The following is a 16,338-nucleotide window of genomic DNA, read 5'->3' as shown; positions in this document are numbered from 1 at the left end:
CAGTAGGCGTGCTTGTTACCTAGCGTTACATAACAGCAAAGGCTTTTTCGGCTGCGTCTAAGGTGAGCTGAATATCTTCTGGGGTGTGAGCACTCGACATAAAGCCCGCTTCATAGGCAGAAGGTGCAAGATAAACACCGTGGTCTAACATGGCACCAAAGAAGCGACGGAAAGCATCAGGATTACAGGCGGTCGCCTGAGCAAAGTTATCCACACGGGATTGCGAGGTGAAGAAAATTCCAAACATTCCGCCAGCAGACTGGGTCATCATCGGTACGCGCGCTGCATTAGCTCGCTCTTGCAAGCCAGTACACAGGGTTTGCACCCGTTGGGTCAGGGCATCGTGGAAGCCCGGTACCTGCAGTTTGGTTAGCAGGGCAACGCCAGCCGCCATGGCCAAGGGATTACCAGACAGCGTACCTGCTTGGTAAACCGGCCCCAACGGCGAGATATTCTGCATAATCTCTCGTTTACCGCCGAACGCCCCAACTGGCATGCCGCCACCGACAATTTTACCTAAGCAGGTAAGATCGGGCGTAACGCCGTAATGTGCCTGTGCTCCACCTAACGCAACACGGAAGCCGGTCATCACCTCATCAAAAATTAAAATGCTGCCAGATTCATTGCACACCCGGCGCAATGTTTCTAAGAAACCAGGCTGGGGTGGAATACAGTTCATATTACCCGCGACCGGCTCCACGATAATGCAGGCAATCTGCTCACCAATCTCAGCGAAGCAGGCTTCTACCCCATCAGGGTCGTTATAGGAAAGCGTAATGGTGTGCTCAGCAAGTGAAGCAGGCACGCCTGGTGAGCTAGGCTCCCCATGGGTGAGCGCCCCCGAACCCGCTTTAACAAGCAGTGAGTCCGAATGGCCATGGTAGTTACCTTCAAACTTAACAATCTTGTCGCGCCCTGTTGTTCCACGCGCCAAGCGAATCGCCGACATTGTCGCTTCGGTGCCCGAGCTGGTCATGCGTACCATTTCCATGGAAGGAATCATGCTGCAGATCAGGTCGGCCATGGTGGTTTCAACCGCTGTCGGCGTACCAAAGGAGAGGCCGTTATCTAACCGTGCACGCACGGCGGCCAATACATCTTGATCAGCGTGGCCGGTGATCATCGGCCCCCAGGAGCCGATATAGTCAACGTAGCGGTTGCCTTCCACATCGAACAAATAGGCACCCTGGGCACGCTCCATGAAAACTGGCGGACGATGGAGGCCTTTAAAAGCACGCACCGGGGAATTAACGCCACCCGGAATATGACGACTGGCGAGGTCAAACAGTTCTGCAGATGTGGTCATGGCATCCTCAATAGTAATGGCTTACTGCCCATGAGATCAAAAGCGTACGGGGCGTGGCAAGCGTTTCGGTAAACACTGGCCGCTAGGCGGCTGATAACCGTGAGACAAACTCTCCCAAGTAAAGTGCTGGGCTTGCTCACAAGCGGTTGGTAAGCGCTCACCAACAGCCAAGCGGGCTGCAAGCGCTGAGGCTAAGGTACAGCCAGACCCGTGAAAAACATCGGGCAAACGTGGCCACTGCCATTGGCGCGTAGTGTCAGGGGAGTGCAGCGTATGCACCACCTGTTGCGTATTACCTGGCAGCGGGTCGTCGGTGGCCGTGACTAATACACCTTGGCAACCCTGCGCCAGCAGCTCAACGGCTCGGGCGGTATCATCAAAAGGATCGGTTATATCAGGCGTCAGCGCCGCAAGTTCAAACCGGTTGGGCGTTACTATATCCACAAGTGGTAACAAACGATCACGATAAAGCTGCTGTAAGGCGGGTGTGGATAACATAGTACCGCCCCCCGCTTTTAATACCGGATCTGCAACCACCGGAATACCAGGAAAACGGCGGATAATTTGTTCCGCTGCACGCAGCGTCGCTTCATCTGCCAACAGCCCCAGCTTAATAGCCGCAATGTGCATATCGCTTAATGCTTCCGCCATTTGCCTCATGGCTGCTGGATCTGCAGGCAAAATGCGTATTACGTTATGACAATTTTGAACGGTTAGTGCAGTTGGAATTGTCACCGCCCAACCACCGCAGGCGGCGATTGCTTCACTATCGGCGACCAGTCCAGCACCGCCGGTGGGGTCGTGACCGGCTAACACTAAAACAACGGGAGGAAGAGGTTGGCGCATCAAAAGGGCTTCACCACCGCCAGGATAATAATCGCGATTAACGCAATCACGGGTGCTTCGTTAAACCAGCGGAAAAACACATGGCTTTTGGTGCAGCGGGCGTGATCAAACTGCTTCAAATATATTAAGCATACGTGGTGATAAGCAATCAAAAGAGCAACAAGCAGCAGCTTAGCGTGCATCCAGCCTTGGCTAAACCAAGCCGGTACAAGATAAAGCATCCAACCGCCAAAGATCAGCACAACGATCATCGACGGCGTCATAATCCCACGGTACAGCTTACGTTCCATGGTTTTAAAGTAAGTGATCGCTTGTTCATCACCTTTGTCTCGCGCCATAGCGTGATAAACATACAGCCGTGGTAAATAAAACAGCGCAGCAAACCAAGTAACAACCGCCATTAGATGAATGGCCTTTACCCATAAATACATGGTCTCTCCTTAGGCATTTGGCTTATTGCTGAGCATCAGCATCACGGGGATCAGCACCGCGTGGGTCAGCGTAGTGATAATAACGCTCGATAGCGTCCCGAGTAATGATACCTGAAATTCGCTGCTGCTTTGGCCGATAACCGTGCACCACATAAAGCGCGCCTAACGCATTGTTCTGAAGCTTTAGAAACGCTTCAGATAGCGTTGCCTGTAGCCCGATAGGTGCCATCTCAAGTCGCTGCCCAGGAATTTCTAGTAAATCGATGAGTTCATCGTCTGAAGGGGCTTCGTCCTGCAGCGCTTCATCATGCTCTAGCAGCCAACGCGCAAGCTCAGCGGCTTTTAGCGCCAGCACCGGTTTTTCTGCATTAGAACGCTCAATCACTAGCCACACAGGATTGGTTTCCAACAGACGCCGAGCCTGATCGGGCGTTATCATTCGCTCGGTACGAACTAGATGGCGCTCCATGACCGCTGGCACCGATACCCGCGAAAGTGCCTGCATTAAAGGCTGTTGTAATGGGTGCAGCCCATAACGCACCGAGCTGATAAAAAAGCCTTCACAACCGGTAAGTTGCCTCGATGTTAAACAGGCCACCACAACGGCTAGCATGCCTGGCAGCATAATATGAGGTGAATGAGTTAGTTCAAGCAATGCCATTAATGCGGCAAGGGGCGCTTGCAATACAGCGCCCATCATTGCTGCCATACCTAGCATGGCATAAATGCTCGGGTCTGCCGCTTTATCTGGCCATACCCAGCCGCCTAGCATTCCCCCTAACGTACCAGTGGCAGCACCGATCACTAACACAGGCCCAATAATGCCGATCGGCACACCACCTGCTACGGTAAGAGCGGTAATCAGTAATTTAGCAATTACCAGTGCGAGCAACACACTGATCGTCAGCTGGTTATTCAACATGGCCGCTACACTGTCGTAACCGATACCTTGTACGTCAGGAAACCACCACGCTACAGCGCCTGTCGATACGCCTACGACCGCTAACCTTAGCCACAGGGGCCATTGCTGCAAATACTGATTGCGGGAGATATGAATAAACAAACCTGCTAATAGGCCAATCGCTAAACCAATTACCACCACCCAAGGCACATTCATCAAAGAGCCTAGAGCAACCTCAGGAATGCGAAACGCTGGTTCGTTGCCATAGACCAATTGAGCCACTAATGCCCCCATGGTAGAGGCGAGAATGACCGGCATAAAGCTCATCAGGGTGTACTCCATCATCACTACTTCCATAGCGAAGATGACCCCTGCAATGGGTGTGTTAAACGACGCTGATATACCCGCTGCTGTACCGCAAGCGACCAACACCCGCAAACTGTTATTGGGTAAACGAAGCTTAAGCCCCAATCCACTGGATGCAGCCGCGCCCAAATGAATAGCAGGCCCTTCACGACCGGCAGAAAGACCACCCAGCACAGAAACAACACCCACCCACCATTGGTTTAACCAGTTGCGCAAAGGAAAGCGCCCCTGGTGATAAGTGAGGCGTTCGATCACATGGCCAACCCCTAATTTTCGTGCCGCGGCTTTTTGGCGATAGAGGAACGTGCCAATGATAGTCACCGCGATGACCGGCAGCAGTGCGCGTATCCAAGGTGAAAGCCCTTCGAACGCTTCGGGATTGCCTTCCGGCATGTAAAGCGCAGCACCCGCTTCTAGCAGCAAACGAAAAGCTACCATCACCGCGCCCGTGATCACCCCAGACACTAACCCCAGCACACAAAGCTGGGGCAACGCATCCACATTGGCCAGCTGGCGGCGAAAACTCTCCAACGTAAAATCTGATCGCGAAAAACGTGCCACAACGTTCATCCTTGCACTGATTATTCGTTTTTTTGAGCGGTGTTTTGCTTTACCACTGAACGGATCACCCTAAACGAGCTTCTTCTGCGCAGTGCTCTTAAGCATCTGCTCTCTTGTGTATCATAGCCAGATACCGTTCGACAGCCTGTTGCCATCTCTTTAGGCTGTTAATTATTGTTATGTCTTAACACGCAACGCGCGCAAGGAGTCGTTTGTGATCAAGGTTGGCATTGTGGGTGGAACCGGCTATACCGGCGTTGAGCTGTTACGGTTACTCGCCCAGCATCCCCAAGTAAGTGTTGAAGCGATTACCTCTCGCTCAGAAGCAGGCGTAAAGGTATGTGATATGTACCCTAACTTGCGCGGCCACTATGATGCACTCACGTTTAGTGAGCCAGACGCCAAGGCATTGGGTGCAATGGACGCCGTGTTCTTTGCGACCCCCCATGGTGTGGCCCACGCACTAGCAGGCGAACTGCTCGACAATGGTACTCGCGTAATCGACTTATCTGCTGATTTTAGGCTGCGCGACGCCGACGAGTGGAGCCGTTGGTACGACCAACCCCACGGCGCGCCGGAACTGCTGAAAGAAGCCGTGTATGGCCTGCCAGAAATGCACCGGGAACAGATCAAAAATGCCCGTTTAATTGCTGTGCCTGGCTGCTACCCAACAGCGGTTCAACTGGGCTATCTACCGCTTTTAGAAGCTGGTTTGATCGACCCAGGCCAGTTAATTGCTGACTGTAAATCAGGCGTTACCGGCGCAGGCCGTGGTGCCAAGGTGGCCTCGCTGCTAGCCGAAGCCAGCGAATCGATGAAAGCTTACGGCGCGTCAGGCCATCGCCACTTGCCTGAAATTCGCCAAGGATTAGGTGATATGCAGCCTAACGCTGTCGGTCTAACCTTTGTACCCCACTTAACGCCAATGATTCGTGGGATTCATGCCACGCTGTATAGCACGCTGGCGAAAGAGCCCGGCGATTTACAGGCGCTTTTTGAACAGCGCTATGCTAACGAGCCATTTGTTGACGTCATGCCTGCAGGCAGCCACCCGGAAACCCGTAGTGTCAAAGGCAACAATACCTGCCGTATCGCTGTTCACCGTCCTGACAATGGCAATACCGTGGTCGTACTTTCAGTAATTGATAACTTAGTTAAGGGAGCATCTGGGCAAGCGATTCAAAACTTGAATCTCATGTTTGGCTTTGAAGAAAATATGGGCCTCAACGCCCCAGCGTTGATGCCTTGAGCCACACAAAACACTAGCATGTAGAAGACAGTTCAAAGAGGAGGGCATTTGCCAGAGCCTCCTCGGTGAGCTGTCCTTTACTTGATACTCCAACACAATAGTTGACCATTTTGCTGGGAATTACCCATAATCACACTCCAATGCCGATTTTTCGTTCTTAAAGCTCGCGGGAGGTACCCATGAGCGGTGCAGAAGCTTTTGTTCCAACGCCTTTACTACTGTCTGATAGTGCCCGGAAACGGATCCAAGCACTAATAGCAGAAGAGGCAAACCCTGCGCTGAAATTACGCGTTTATGTCACCGGTGGTGGCTGCTCAGGATTCCAGTATGGGTTTGATTTTGCTGAAAACGTGGCCGAAGACGACACGTTAATTGAATTTGGTGAGGCGATTCTTGTGGTCGATCCTCTCTCCTACCAATATTTGGTGGGTTCTACCATCGACTATGAAGAAGGGTTAGCAGGTGCCCGTTTTCGTGTCCAAAACCCTAACGCCACAACCACCTGCGGCTGCGGGGCTTCCTTTATGGTCTAACCAACGTTGGTAACAACCCCCACCCCGTGACTTGACGCCTTGGTGGTTTCTCGCCAAGGTTAAAAGGTCAATAACGGTTACAGATGCAATTTATAAGAAAAAATCTTCTTTAAATCGCGTTGCTAACCAAATAAAACACGGGGAAACGAATGAACTACCTACTGAAAAAATCTGTCTTTGCTACCGCCCTTGCGCTTGGCTTAGGTACTACCACTGTCGCGTTTGCACAAACACCCTCTGTCAATGTAGCGACCGACCCAAGCTTTGTGCCGTTCGAAATGATGGATCCAGAAACCGGCGAAATGATTGGTTTCGATATGGATATCATCAACGCCGTCGCCGAGCGTGCTGGCTTTGACGTTAACCTTACCACCATGGAATTCTCTGGCATCATTCCTGCCGTCCAAACCGGCAATCAAGAAATCGCCATTGCTGGCACCACCATTACGGAAGAGCGTGCCCAAGTGGTCGACTTCTCCGACCCCTACTATGACTCAGGTCTGCAAATTATCGTGCGTGCCGACAACGAAGATGTCTCTTCGATTGAGGACCTAGCGGGTCTCACCGTTGCCACCAAAATTGGCTCTACTAGCTACGACTTCCTTCAACAAGAACTCGGCGAAGATGCTGATATTACTCCCTATCCAGGCACCGCCGATATGTACATGGCGCTCTTAGGGCGTAACGTTGATGCGGTACTGTACGACGCCCCTAACGTTGCCTACTTCTCACAAACTCGTGGCGAAGGCCGCACCAAGGTGGTTGGCCCGCTATATGAAGGTCAGCAGTACGGTATCGTGTTCCATAAAGGTAGCGAGTGGGTAGAGCCAACCAACGAAGCGCTTGCTGCCATGCGTGAAGATGGTACCTACGATGAAATCTACACAAAATGGTTTGGTGAAGCCCCCAGCGCTGAATAACATCGCTGGTCGCTATTACTACCGCCAATGAGTAATTTCATTTCAGGGCCGGGTGGCTAACCTCCCGGCCCTGTGCCGTTGTTTATTTTTCTGGAGATAACGCGTGGACGTTAACTTTCAGTTTGATTGGTCGGCCGCGTTTGGGTCGATCCCTTACCTATTACCAGGTATTCCTTGGACACTGCTGATATCGTTTGGCGGCCTAGCCATTGGCTTCTTTATTGGCATTTTCTTTGGCTTATTGCGTATTAGCCCAGTACGTTGGCTGCGTTGGCCAGCTATTTTTTATGTCGAAGTTTTTCGCGGCACGCCTATTTTAGTGCAGGTTTTGTTTATTTTTTACGGTCTACCCCAGCTTCTGGGCAGTCCAATCAACGCCTTAGTCGCCGGCATTGCCGCTATCGCCATAAATTCAGGAGCCTATATCTCTGAAATTGTGCGAGGTGGCGTACAGTCTATTGAATGTGGCCAGCGAGAAGCATCGCTCTCATTAGGCCTATCTCGAACCCAAGCTTTTCGCTATGTGATTTGGCCCCAAGCTCTGCGCCGCATGATTCCGCCACTAGGTAATCAGGGCATTATCAGTATCAAAGATACCTCGCTATTTTCCGTTATCGGGGTCGGTGAGTTAGTCCGCCAAGGACAAATTTATATTGCGACTACCTTTACCGCACTAGAGGTCTATTTCATGGTGGCATTGCTGTATCTTGCCATCACTTGGACCCTCTCTTTGATTCTGCGCCAAGTTGAGCGCAGAGGCCTCGCAGGACAATAAGGAACGTGCAATGACCTCTACCCAATCACCCATTGTGCGTATGCAGCAGCTCAATAAGCATTTTGGCAGCCTGCACGTACTCAATAATATTGACCTTGAAATTGTCCCTGGTGAAGTCGTCGTTATCATCGGTGCCAGCGGCTCTGGTAAATCAACGCTCATCCGCTGTATCAATGGTTTAGAGGAGTTTCAATCCGGTTCGCTTGATGTTGATGGCAACCAATTACTACCCAATGGTAAAAGCAGTAAAGCGCTGCAAACCATCCGTACTGAAGTCGGCATGGTGTTTCAGCAGTTCAATCTTTTTCCCCACTTGAGCGTGCGCGACAACGTTACCCTCGCGCCTATGAAAGTTAGGGGATGGAGCCGCCAAGATGCTGAAGAGAGCGCTGAACGTCTGCTAGAACGTGTGGGCATTGCCGACCAAGCAGATAAATACCCAAGTCAGCTCTCTGGCGGGCAGCAGCAGCGTGTCGCGCTGGCGCGTGCATTGGCCATGGAACCCCGCCTTATGCTGTTTGACGAGCCTACCTCAGCACTTGACCCTGAAATGATTGGTGAAGTATTGGATGCCATGCGCGAGCTTGCCAAAGAAGGCATGACCATGGTGATTGTGACCCATGAAATGGGGTTTGCCCGTGAAGTAGCAGACCGCGTTATCTTTATCCATAAAGGTGAAATTGCTGAACAGGGACCACCTGAACAGCTGTTCGATGCTCCTCAACATGAGCGCACACAATCCTTCCTGGCTCGTGTGTTGAAGCATTAAATAGCAGAGTTAAACTGATTTTTTAGCCAATTTTTACTTCGTTAAATGGCCTGTCGTTGCGACAGGCCATTTTTTTTGCCTGTGGATACTATTTTTTACATGCTGCGCCACATCACGCTGCATCACCTACCATGAGCGGTTATAGCCACTTTTCACGATACTGACTCTACTTGTTCACAGGTGCGGTAACAAACTCGGTATGAGTCGGTGGATAACCCGTTGTTTGCCATGCTTGTGCATAAGTCACGCTTTCATCCACAGGAGTAGCACCGCTTCTACTCAGGTACTTCGCCGTTTAATCATGTAAAAACTAACAGTTTAACTGCATGAAAAATATTGATTTATTATGGTTATCAACAGATTTTGTCCACACTAGTAGTTACAACATCAATAGAACTTCTCTTATATATTTTTATATTGTTATTAATAATAGACAAAGACCTAATTTGGAATGTGGAAAAACCTGACGGTTACCCACAGGAGGTTTATACTGGCCGGCTTACTCAAACAGTGAACACACACTGACCAACATCATCCGTGCCAAACGGCACAAGACGAGGTGCCTCTTGAACTATCCCGACCGCTTTGACGTGATTGTCATCGGCGGTGGCCATGCGGGAACCGAAGCCGCATTGGCCTCTGCTCGTATGGGTTGTCAAACCCTGTTGCTAACCCACAATTTCGAAACGCTCGGCCAGATGTCGTGCAACCCGGCAATTGGTGGGATTGGCAAAAGCCACTTAGTAAAAGAAATTGATGCACTTGGTGGTGCAATGGGGCTAGCCACGGACTTAGGCGGCATCCAATTTCGTGTGCTCAACGCACGCAAAGGTCCGGCGGTTCGTGCCACGCGTGCTCAAGCTGACCGCATACGCTACAAAGCGGCTATTCGTGGCATGTTGGAAAATCAGCCGAATTTAACGATTTTTCAGCAAGCTGCTGGCGATCTGATTGTGGATAACGACACCGTACGTGGTGTCGTAACGGAAACTGGCATTCGTTTCCACGCAGAGTCTGTCGTGTTATCAACAGGCACGTTTTTAGGTGGTGTTATCCACATTGGGTTAGATCAAAGCCGCGGTGGCCGCGCTGGTGATCCCCCTTCCAATGCCTTAGCTGAACGCCTACGTGCACTGCCATTTCGCGTTGACCGGTTAAAAACCGGCACGCCCCCGCGTATTGATGCCAAAACCGTTGACTTCACATCGTTGGAAGAACAGCCAGGTGATACCCCAACGCCAGTTATGTCATACCTCGGTTCACGGGAGATGCACCCTCATCAGGTGAGTTGCCACATAGCACACACCAATGAGCGAACCCATGAAATCATCATGGCGAATTTAGATCGTTCGCCTATGTATTCTGGTGTCATCGAAGGCGTTGGCCCGCGCTACTGCCCATCGATTGAAGACAAAGTTCACCGCTTTGCGGATAAATCGAGCCACCAAGTGTTTATCGAACCTGAAGGGCTCGATACTCATGAGCTGTACCCCAACGGAATTTCGACGTCACTGCCTTTTGACGTTCAGCTACAGGTAGTTCGCTCGATTAAAGGGCTTGAGAATGCACACATCACTCGCCCTGGCTACGCGATTGAGTACGACTTTTTTGATCCGCGGGATTTAAAACATTCGCTAGAAACTAAATTTATCCACAACCTGTTTTTTGCCGGACAAATAAATGGGACCACCGGCTATGAAGAAGCCGGTGCCCAGGGGCTTCTCGCCGGTTTGAATGCCGCTCGTCGCGCAAAGCAGCTAGAAGCTTGGTACCCCCGCCGTGATGAAGCTTATCTCGGCGTATTGGTGGATGATCTGATTACCATGGGTACCAAAGAACCCTATCGGATGTTTACCTCGCGTGCGGAATATCGTCTCCTGCTACGCGAAGACAATGCTGACTTGCGTTTGACTGAAAAAGGTCGTGAGCTGGGTTTGGTGGATGACAAACGCTGGTCGGCGTTTAGCCAAAAACGCGATGCCATTGAGCGTGAAACTGCACGTTTAGCAACCGTTTGGGTACAGCCCAATACACCTGCTGCCGCGAAGATTGCCGAGAAAACCGGCAGGCCACTTCCACGAGAATATTGCTTAAGCGATTTGTTAAAGCGTCCCGAGCTGACTTACGCTGATATCACATCACTGCCCGGCATGGAAAACCATGACGTTAATGACGACGCCGTCGCCGAGCAGGTACAAATTCAAGCGAAATACCAAGGCTATATTGATCGCCAGCAAGACGAGATCGATAAGCTCAAACGCCATGAAGCAACCCCGCTGCCTGCTGAGCTGGATTATCAACGGGTTGAGGGACTATCCAATGAGATCCGTCAAAAACTTAGCGAAACGCGGCCTGAAACGTTAGCTCAAGCAGCTAGAATCTCAGGGGTGACCCCTGCAGCAGTGTCTATTTTGCTGATACATCTAAAAAAACGTCGGCTTGTAAGCAGTACCGAGGTTGTTAACGGATGACTCAATTAACTCCGTTAATCAACAGCTTACCAAATACTGTTGCACCTCGTTTAGATGAAGGAATGGCAGAACTTGGAATTGCTATCAGCGCTGTTCAACGCGAACAGTTACTAGGACTGTTAGCACTGTTGCACAAGTGGAACCGGGCTTATAACCTCACGGCAGTGCGCAATGTTGAAGACATGGTGTCTCGCCATGTACTGGATAGCGCAGCAATTGCACCGTATATTCATGGCACAACGTTGTTAGATGTCGGAGCCGGGCCAGGCTTGCCTGGACTTGTGCTGGCTATTTTAAAGCCTGACCTTCAGGTAACGTTGCTTGATAGTAATGGTAAAAAAGTACGTTTTCAGCGCCAAGCCGTCATGGAGCTATCGCTGAACAACGTAACGCCAACCCAAGCACGTGTTGAACAGTTTAGTGAGCAGGTCTTTGATCAGGTGATTTCCCGAGCGTTTGCCAGCTTGGTAGACTTTGTCACACTGACCCAAGGGTTACCGGCAACTAACGGTCAATGGCTTGCCATGAAAGGCCCTGGCGCTGATGATGAGCTGCGTGAGTTGCCCGCCTACGCTGAACTACAGTCACGACTTTTATTAAGCGTCCCCTTTGAAACGGCCGAGCGGCAGCTGTTGATTCTGACCCCAAAAGGAGTTGAGTAGTGAGCCAGATCATTGCCCTGACCAACCAAAAAGGCGGTGTGGGCAAGTCCACTTCAGCCGTTAACCTTGCCGCTAGTTTAGCGGCATTGGATCGTCGGATCCTGCTGGTAGATTTAGACCCGCAAGGGCATGCCAGCATGGGTAGTGGTATCGACAAGTACGCTCTTGATAAAAGTGTACTTGATGTATTGCTGGGAGAAACAACCGCAAGCGATGCGATTGTTCGCGGACTTCCAGTGAAATATGACGTCCTACCAAGCAATGGCGACTTAACGGCTGCAGAGGTAGAACTGCTTGATAGTGAACAGCGACAAAGCCGTTTGTCGTTAGCGCTACAGAGCGTCGCAGATGACTATGATGTTGTCCTCATTGACTGCCCACCGTCACTGAATATGCTTACCGTCAACGCGCTAACGGCCGCTAATGGTGTGCTGATTCCATTGCAATGCGAATTTTATGCATTAGAAGGTTTATCAGCATTGCTGGATACCGTTGAGCAGATCAAACAAAGCATTAATCCTGACTTAGCCGTTTCTGGCATTCTGCGGACTATGTACGATAAGCGCACCAGTTTGACGCGTGAAGTCGACAAACAGCTGAGAGACTTTTTTGGCGATGCCCTATTAAAAACAACCATTCCGCGCAATGTGAAGGTTGCTGAAGCACCAAGCCATGGCTTGCCCGTTACCCAGTACGCACGTTTTTCGCGGGGTAGTCAGGCTTATCGTGTGCTTGCAAAAGAGATGATCCGGCGGCTATCGCTGTAACGTAAAAAGTACGAGGGGAAGCGAATGACGCGTAAACGCGCGCTAGGACGTGGCCTGGATGCCCTGATTGGTGCGGGCGCCCGTCGTCGTGACAGTTTAGATCTTACTGGTGGTGTAACGCTTGATGGTGCAGACACATCACTGATGCCCGCGCCAACAACGGAAGCGGCGGCTGAACGGCTAGAACGTTTACCTCTAGGCCAGCTTACTCGCGGTAAATATCAGCCACGCCGAGATATTCAGCCAGAAGCCCTAGAAGAGCTTGCCGACTCCATCCGTGCGCAAGGGGTAATGCAGCCTATTGTGGTTCGCCCAGTAGGTGAAAACCGCTATGAAATTATCGCAGGTGAACGGCGCTGGCGCGCTGCACAGTTGGCTGAATTAGACGTTATACCAGCGGTTATTCGCGATGTTAGCGATGAAGTAGCTTTAGCCCTCGCGCTGATTGAGAACATTCAGCGCGAAAATTTAAACACAATCGAAGAAGCGCTTGCTCTAAAACGCTTAGGGGAAGAGTTTGAGCTTACCCAGCAGCAAATTGCCGATGCAGTTGGTAAATCACGCACCCAGGTCGCTAATTTACTGCGCTTGTTAGCGTTAGACCCTGAAGTACAAACGTTGCTTGAACGCGGTGATTTAGATATGGGGCATGCGCGAGCCCTGCTTTCGCTTAACACTACCCAGCAACGTCAAATTGCCCATGAAGTGGTCAACAACGATTTGACCGTCCGTGACACCGAATCGCTGGTTAAAAAAGTCCAATCTAACAACACGCCTGCCCAAGTTTCACCACGTACCGCTAAAACACCGGATGTTTCACGGCTTGAAACACATCTGGGGGAATTGCTAGGTGCCCCCGTCTCTATAGACCATGGGCAAAAAGGAAAAGGTAAAGTAACGATTCGCTACACCAGCCTTGAAGAGCTAGACGGAATTTTGGCACACATTAAATAGCAGGCTTACGAAGTTACCGCATATTTTTAGCCCTTTGGTCGCAAGTAAGTGCTGAAAGGCGCGAAATCCGTGCAACATCGGTTGAAGGTGTGATAGCGCTTCCCTATAATCGCGCAAGATTTGTGCAGGTCGCTCGTAATGATGATAAGTGACAGGTTGTAAAACTTTTCAACCTAACGTGCTGGGGAATTATGCGACGTTTGGAAACCCAGCGACAAAAAACATATTTTGTTCGACTGATACTCGCGCAACTTATCGTTACGTTCTTGGGCATGTTATTCGCCCTTTTGATAGCACCTCCGGCTGATGTGCTGTCGGTGTTAAAAGGAGCGCTGGTAGCATTACTACCACACGCTTTTTTTATCTATCGAATGGGTGTGTTTCGTGTAAAGCGTCGCACATCTGGCGCGATGGATTTATTTCGCGCCGAAGCAGGCAAGTTTGGTTTGACGGTGGCACTTTTTTCACTGGTGTTTGTTGTAGCGCCCCCCTCAAACCCCGCTTTCTTTTTTAGTGCTTATGTCGCGATTGTTCTGACGCATTGGCTAGCGCCTTGGCTAATGCCCAGGAAATCGCACAACTTATTGAGGTGACATGTCTATGGCCGCAGGAAACGAAGTCTCGTCGACTTACTATATCCAGCACCACTTGCAGAACCTAACCTTTGGTAATCACCCGGAGAACGGTTGGTCGCTGGCACATTCCGCCGAAGAAGCGCGTGAAATGGGCTTTTGGGCTATCCATCTAGATACCATGGGTTGGTCCATTGCCATGGGCTTGCTGTTCATTTGGCTCTTCCGCAAAGCTGGCAAGTTAGCCACGACGGGTGTGCCCGGCGGCTTGCAAAATGCTGTAGAGATGGTGGTTGAGTTCATTGAAAACCTGACTCGCGCTACTTTCCATGGACGCAACCCTATTATTGCGCCTCTAGCGTTGACGCTGTTCGTGTGGATTCTGCTCATGAACACGTTGAAGATTATCCCCGTTGATTACTTCCCTGTGCTGTTCAATAAGCTCGGCGTTGAGTACATGAAAATCGTACCGACGACTGACCCTAACGCCACCTTAGGTATGGCGTTAGGTGTGTTCTGCTTAATTATTTATTACAGCATCAAAGTAAAAGGAGCGGGTGGCTTTGCGAAAGAGCTTTCACTGACACCATTTAATCACTGGGCACTTATTCCCTTCAATTTGGTGCTTGAAGTGATTGGTTTGCTTGTGAAGCCGCTAGGTCTTGGCCTGCGTCTGTTCGGCAACATGTTTGCCGGTGAGGTTATTTTTATCCTGATCGCCCTACTGCCGTTCTGGGCTATCTGGCTGTTGGACGTGCCATGGGCCATCTTCCACATTCTTGTGGTAACGCTGCAGGCCTTTATTTTTACCACGCTTTCGGTTGTATACCTGAGCGCGGCGCACGAACACCACTAAACCAAGCAACAACGTTTTCATTAACCCTCAACCCTTAACCAAAACTTAAACTCAGGAGCAACATCATGGAAATGGTTTATCTCTCAGCTGCCATCATCATCGGTCTGGGCGCACTGGCTACTGGCATTGGCTTTGCCCTGTTGGGCGGCAAGTTGCTTGAATCTACTGCGCGTCAACCTGAACTGGGCGACCAGCTGCAAACCAAAACCTTCATCATGGCCGGTCTGCTTGACGCCGTTCCGATGATCGGTGTTGGTATCGCGATGTACCTGATCTTCGTTGTCGCCGGTTAATGACAGCTTAGCCGAGCGGTCTACCCGCTCGGTTTTGTTTCACTCCGGTCGCCACGAACTTGTCAGAGGTACATCCCTGTGAATATCAACATGACGCTTATCGGGCAGACGATCGCCTTCGCGATCTTTGTCTGGTTTTGCATAAAGTATGTGTGGCCTCCGATCAGCAACGCTCTTCACGAGCGTCAGAAAAAAATTGCTGATGGCTTAGACGCAGCCAGCCGTGCTACTCGCGACCTTGAGCTAGCTCAAGAGCGTGCAGAACAAACGCTGCGTGAAAGCAAGGAGCAGGCTTCTCAAATTCTCGAGCAAGCCAACAAGCGCTCAGCTCAGATGATCGAAGAAGCACGTGAACAGGCCCGCGCTGAAGGCGAACGCCTAATGGCAAGTGCACGTTCAGAAATCGAGCAAGAAGTGAATCGTGCAAAAGACGAGCTTCGTGCCCAGGTTTCTCACCTCGCCATCATTGGTGCTGAGCGTGTACTAGAAGCTTCGGTCGACGAGAAAGCACATCGCAAGTTACTTGATGAGCTTGCTGCTGAACTGTAAGGAGGTGACCCATGGCGGAATTACTTACCGTCGCTCGTCCTTACGCTAAGGCGGCGTTTGAATACGCGCGTGATCATGAGGCGTTTGATAGCTGGTCCCAGGCGCTTGGTTTTTTAAGTGCTGCGGTTGCCAACAGCGACGTTCGTCGTCTGCTGGGTAGTCCAAAACTTGAGAACGACAAAAAGGTAGCTCTGCTTTCCGATATGTTATCGGAAAAGCAAGAAGGCCTGTCGCGGTTTTTGGATACCCTAGCTGACCAAGGGCGCTTGTTGGCACTGCCTTTCATTGCTGAACAGTTTGAGTACTTGCGTGCCGAACATGAACAGCGTGTTGAAGTGACAGTAACGTCAGCGTACAAGCTGACTGCCGCACAGCAGACCAAGCTAGCGAACGCACTCAAGAAACGTCTGAATCGCGAAATCTCCATTACTACTCAGGTGGACAAGACGCTTATTGGTGGTGTCATCCTACGTGCCGGCGATACCGTCATTGACGGGTCGGTACGTGGTCGATTGAACCGCCTTTCCGAAGCGCTGACCGCTTGAGTCTGAGGGACA

18 protein-coding genes are annotated in these 16,338 nt (G+C 50.9%); 14 read left to right on the top strand and 4 right to left on the bottom strand.

Features of this window, described 5'->3' with window-relative positions:
- Window positions 1-25: 25 nt before the first annotated feature.
- Genes hemL through CR46_RS0107910 form a run of 4 tightly spaced genes read right to left on the bottom strand, consistent with a single transcriptional unit; the run spans window position 26 to window position 4,411 of the window.
- On the bottom strand, window positions 26-1,306 hold the full coding sequence (gene hemL / locus CR46_RS0107925; protein WP_030071629.1) for a glutamate-1-semialdehyde 2,1-aminomutase: 1,281 nt from the start codon (window positions 1,304-1,306) through the stop codon (window positions 26-28).
- Between the two features lie 36 nt (window positions 1,307-1,342).
- A complete protein-coding gene (thiD, locus tag CR46_RS0107920) occupies window positions 1,343-2,152 on the bottom strand; it encodes a bifunctional hydroxymethylpyrimidine kinase/phosphomethylpyrimidine kinase (RefSeq protein ID WP_030071626.1) in 810 nt (269 codons plus the stop codon).
- Window positions 2,152-2,583 carry a protoporphyrinogen oxidase HemJ gene (gene hemJ, locus CR46_RS0107915; RefSeq protein ID WP_030071624.1) on the bottom strand — a complete coding sequence of 144 codons (432 nt, stop codon included), beginning with the start codon at window positions 2,581-2,583 and terminating at the stop codon, window positions 2,152-2,154. Before hemJ ends, thiD begins: the two co-directional genes overlap by 1 nt.
- Before the next feature lie 22 nt (window positions 2,584-2,605).
- Window positions 2,606-4,411 carry a chloride channel protein gene (locus CR46_RS0107910; RefSeq protein ID WP_030071622.1) on the bottom strand — a complete coding sequence of 602 codons (1,806 nt, stop codon included), beginning with the start codon at window positions 4,409-4,411 and terminating at the stop codon, window positions 2,606-2,608.
- Window positions 4,412-4,625: 214 nt separating this feature from the next.
- On the opposite strand from CR46_RS0107910, the gene argC reads away from it, so the two are divergent.
- The 14 genes from argC to CR46_RS0107840 all read left to right on the top strand — a co-directional run bounded on the left by argC (window position 4,626) and on the right by CR46_RS0107840 (window position 16,326).
- Complete coding sequence (argC, locus tag CR46_RS0107905; protein ID WP_030071620.1) at window positions 4,626-5,660, top strand: N-acetyl-gamma-glutamyl-phosphate reductase; 1,035 nt, start codon at window positions 4,626-4,628, stop codon at window positions 5,658-5,660.
- Window positions 5,661-5,839: 179 nt separating this feature from the next.
- Window positions 5,840-6,193 carry an iron-sulfur cluster insertion protein ErpA gene (erpA, locus tag CR46_RS0107900; protein WP_030071618.1) on the top strand — a complete coding sequence of 118 codons (354 nt, stop codon included), beginning with the start codon at window positions 5,840-5,842 and terminating at the stop codon, window positions 6,191-6,193.
- Window positions 6,194-6,342: 149 nt separating this feature from the next.
- On the top strand, window positions 6,343-7,113 hold the full coding sequence (locus CR46_RS0107895) for a transporter substrate-binding domain-containing protein (RefSeq protein ID WP_030071616.1): 771 nt from the start codon (window positions 6,343-6,345) through the stop codon (window positions 7,111-7,113).
- A gap of 103 nt (window positions 7,114-7,216) precedes the next feature.
- Complete coding sequence (locus CR46_RS0107890) at window positions 7,217-7,888, top strand: amino acid ABC transporter permease (RefSeq protein WP_030071615.1); 672 nt, start codon at window positions 7,217-7,219, stop codon at window positions 7,886-7,888.
- Between the two features lie 10 nt (window positions 7,889-7,898).
- Complete coding sequence (locus CR46_RS0107885; protein WP_030071614.1) at window positions 7,899-8,657, top strand: amino acid ABC transporter ATP-binding protein; 759 nt, start codon at window positions 7,899-7,901, stop codon at window positions 8,655-8,657.
- A gap of 566 nt (window positions 8,658-9,223) precedes the next feature.
- Window positions 9,224-11,128: a tRNA uridine-5-carboxymethylaminomethyl(34) synthesis enzyme MnmG gene (gene mnmG / locus CR46_RS0107880; protein WP_030071612.1), complete on the top strand. Its 1,905-nt coding sequence runs from the start codon at window positions 9,224-9,226 to the stop codon at window positions 11,126-11,128.
- On the top strand, window positions 11,125-11,790 hold the full coding sequence (gene rsmG / locus CR46_RS0107875; RefSeq protein ID WP_030071610.1) for a 16S rRNA (guanine(527)-N(7))-methyltransferase RsmG: 666 nt from the start codon (window positions 11,125-11,127) through the stop codon (window positions 11,788-11,790). Before mnmG ends, rsmG begins: the two co-directional genes overlap by 4 nt.
- Window positions 11,790-12,557 (top strand): ParA family protein, encoded by a 768-nt coding sequence (locus CR46_RS0107870; protein WP_030071608.1) that lies wholly within the window; start codon window positions 11,790-11,792, stop codon window positions 12,555-12,557. The genes rsmG and CR46_RS0107870 overlap by 1 nt, the downstream gene beginning before the upstream one ends.
- Before the next feature lie 24 nt (window positions 12,558-12,581).
- Window positions 12,582-13,511 carry a ParB/RepB/Spo0J family partition protein gene (locus CR46_RS0107865; RefSeq protein ID WP_030071606.1) on the top strand — a complete coding sequence of 310 codons (930 nt, stop codon included), beginning with the start codon at window positions 12,582-12,584 and terminating at the stop codon, window positions 13,509-13,511.
- Window positions 13,512-13,702: 191 nt separating this feature from the next.
- Window positions 13,703-14,104, top strand: coding sequence for an ATP synthase subunit I (locus tag CR46_RS0107860; RefSeq protein ID WP_030071604.1), 402 nt, complete (start codon window positions 13,703-13,705; stop codon window positions 14,102-14,104).
- Window positions 14,105-14,111: 7 nt separating this feature from the next.
- A complete protein-coding gene (atpB, locus tag CR46_RS0107855; RefSeq protein ID WP_009723319.1) occupies window positions 14,112-14,939 on the top strand; it encodes a F0F1 ATP synthase subunit A in 828 nt (275 codons plus the stop codon).
- Between the two features lie 65 nt (window positions 14,940-15,004).
- Window positions 15,005-15,232, top strand: coding sequence for a F0F1 ATP synthase subunit C (gene atpE, locus CR46_RS0107850; protein WP_007112217.1), 228 nt, complete (start codon window positions 15,005-15,007; stop codon window positions 15,230-15,232).
- A 78-nt stretch (window positions 15,233-15,310) separates the two neighbouring features.
- Window positions 15,311-15,781, top strand: coding sequence for a F0F1 ATP synthase subunit B (locus CR46_RS0107845; RefSeq protein WP_009723318.1), 471 nt, complete (start codon window positions 15,311-15,313; stop codon window positions 15,779-15,781).
- 11 nt (window positions 15,782-15,792) lie between these two features.
- Entirely contained in the window at window positions 15,793-16,326 is a 534-nt protein-coding gene (locus CR46_RS0107840) for a F0F1 ATP synthase subunit delta (protein ID WP_009723317.1), read from the top strand.
- The last annotated feature ends 12 nt before the right edge of the window (window positions 16,327-16,338 follow it).

The sequence above is a fragment of the Vreelandella neptunia genome, assembly GCF_000712975.1.
GTDB classification, from domain to species: Bacteria; Pseudomonadota; Gammaproteobacteria; order Pseudomonadales; family Halomonadaceae; genus Vreelandella; species Vreelandella qaidamensis.
The sequence above is the reverse complement of the archived record's forward strand: the minus strand, read 5'-3'. Positions and strand labels throughout refer to the sequence as shown.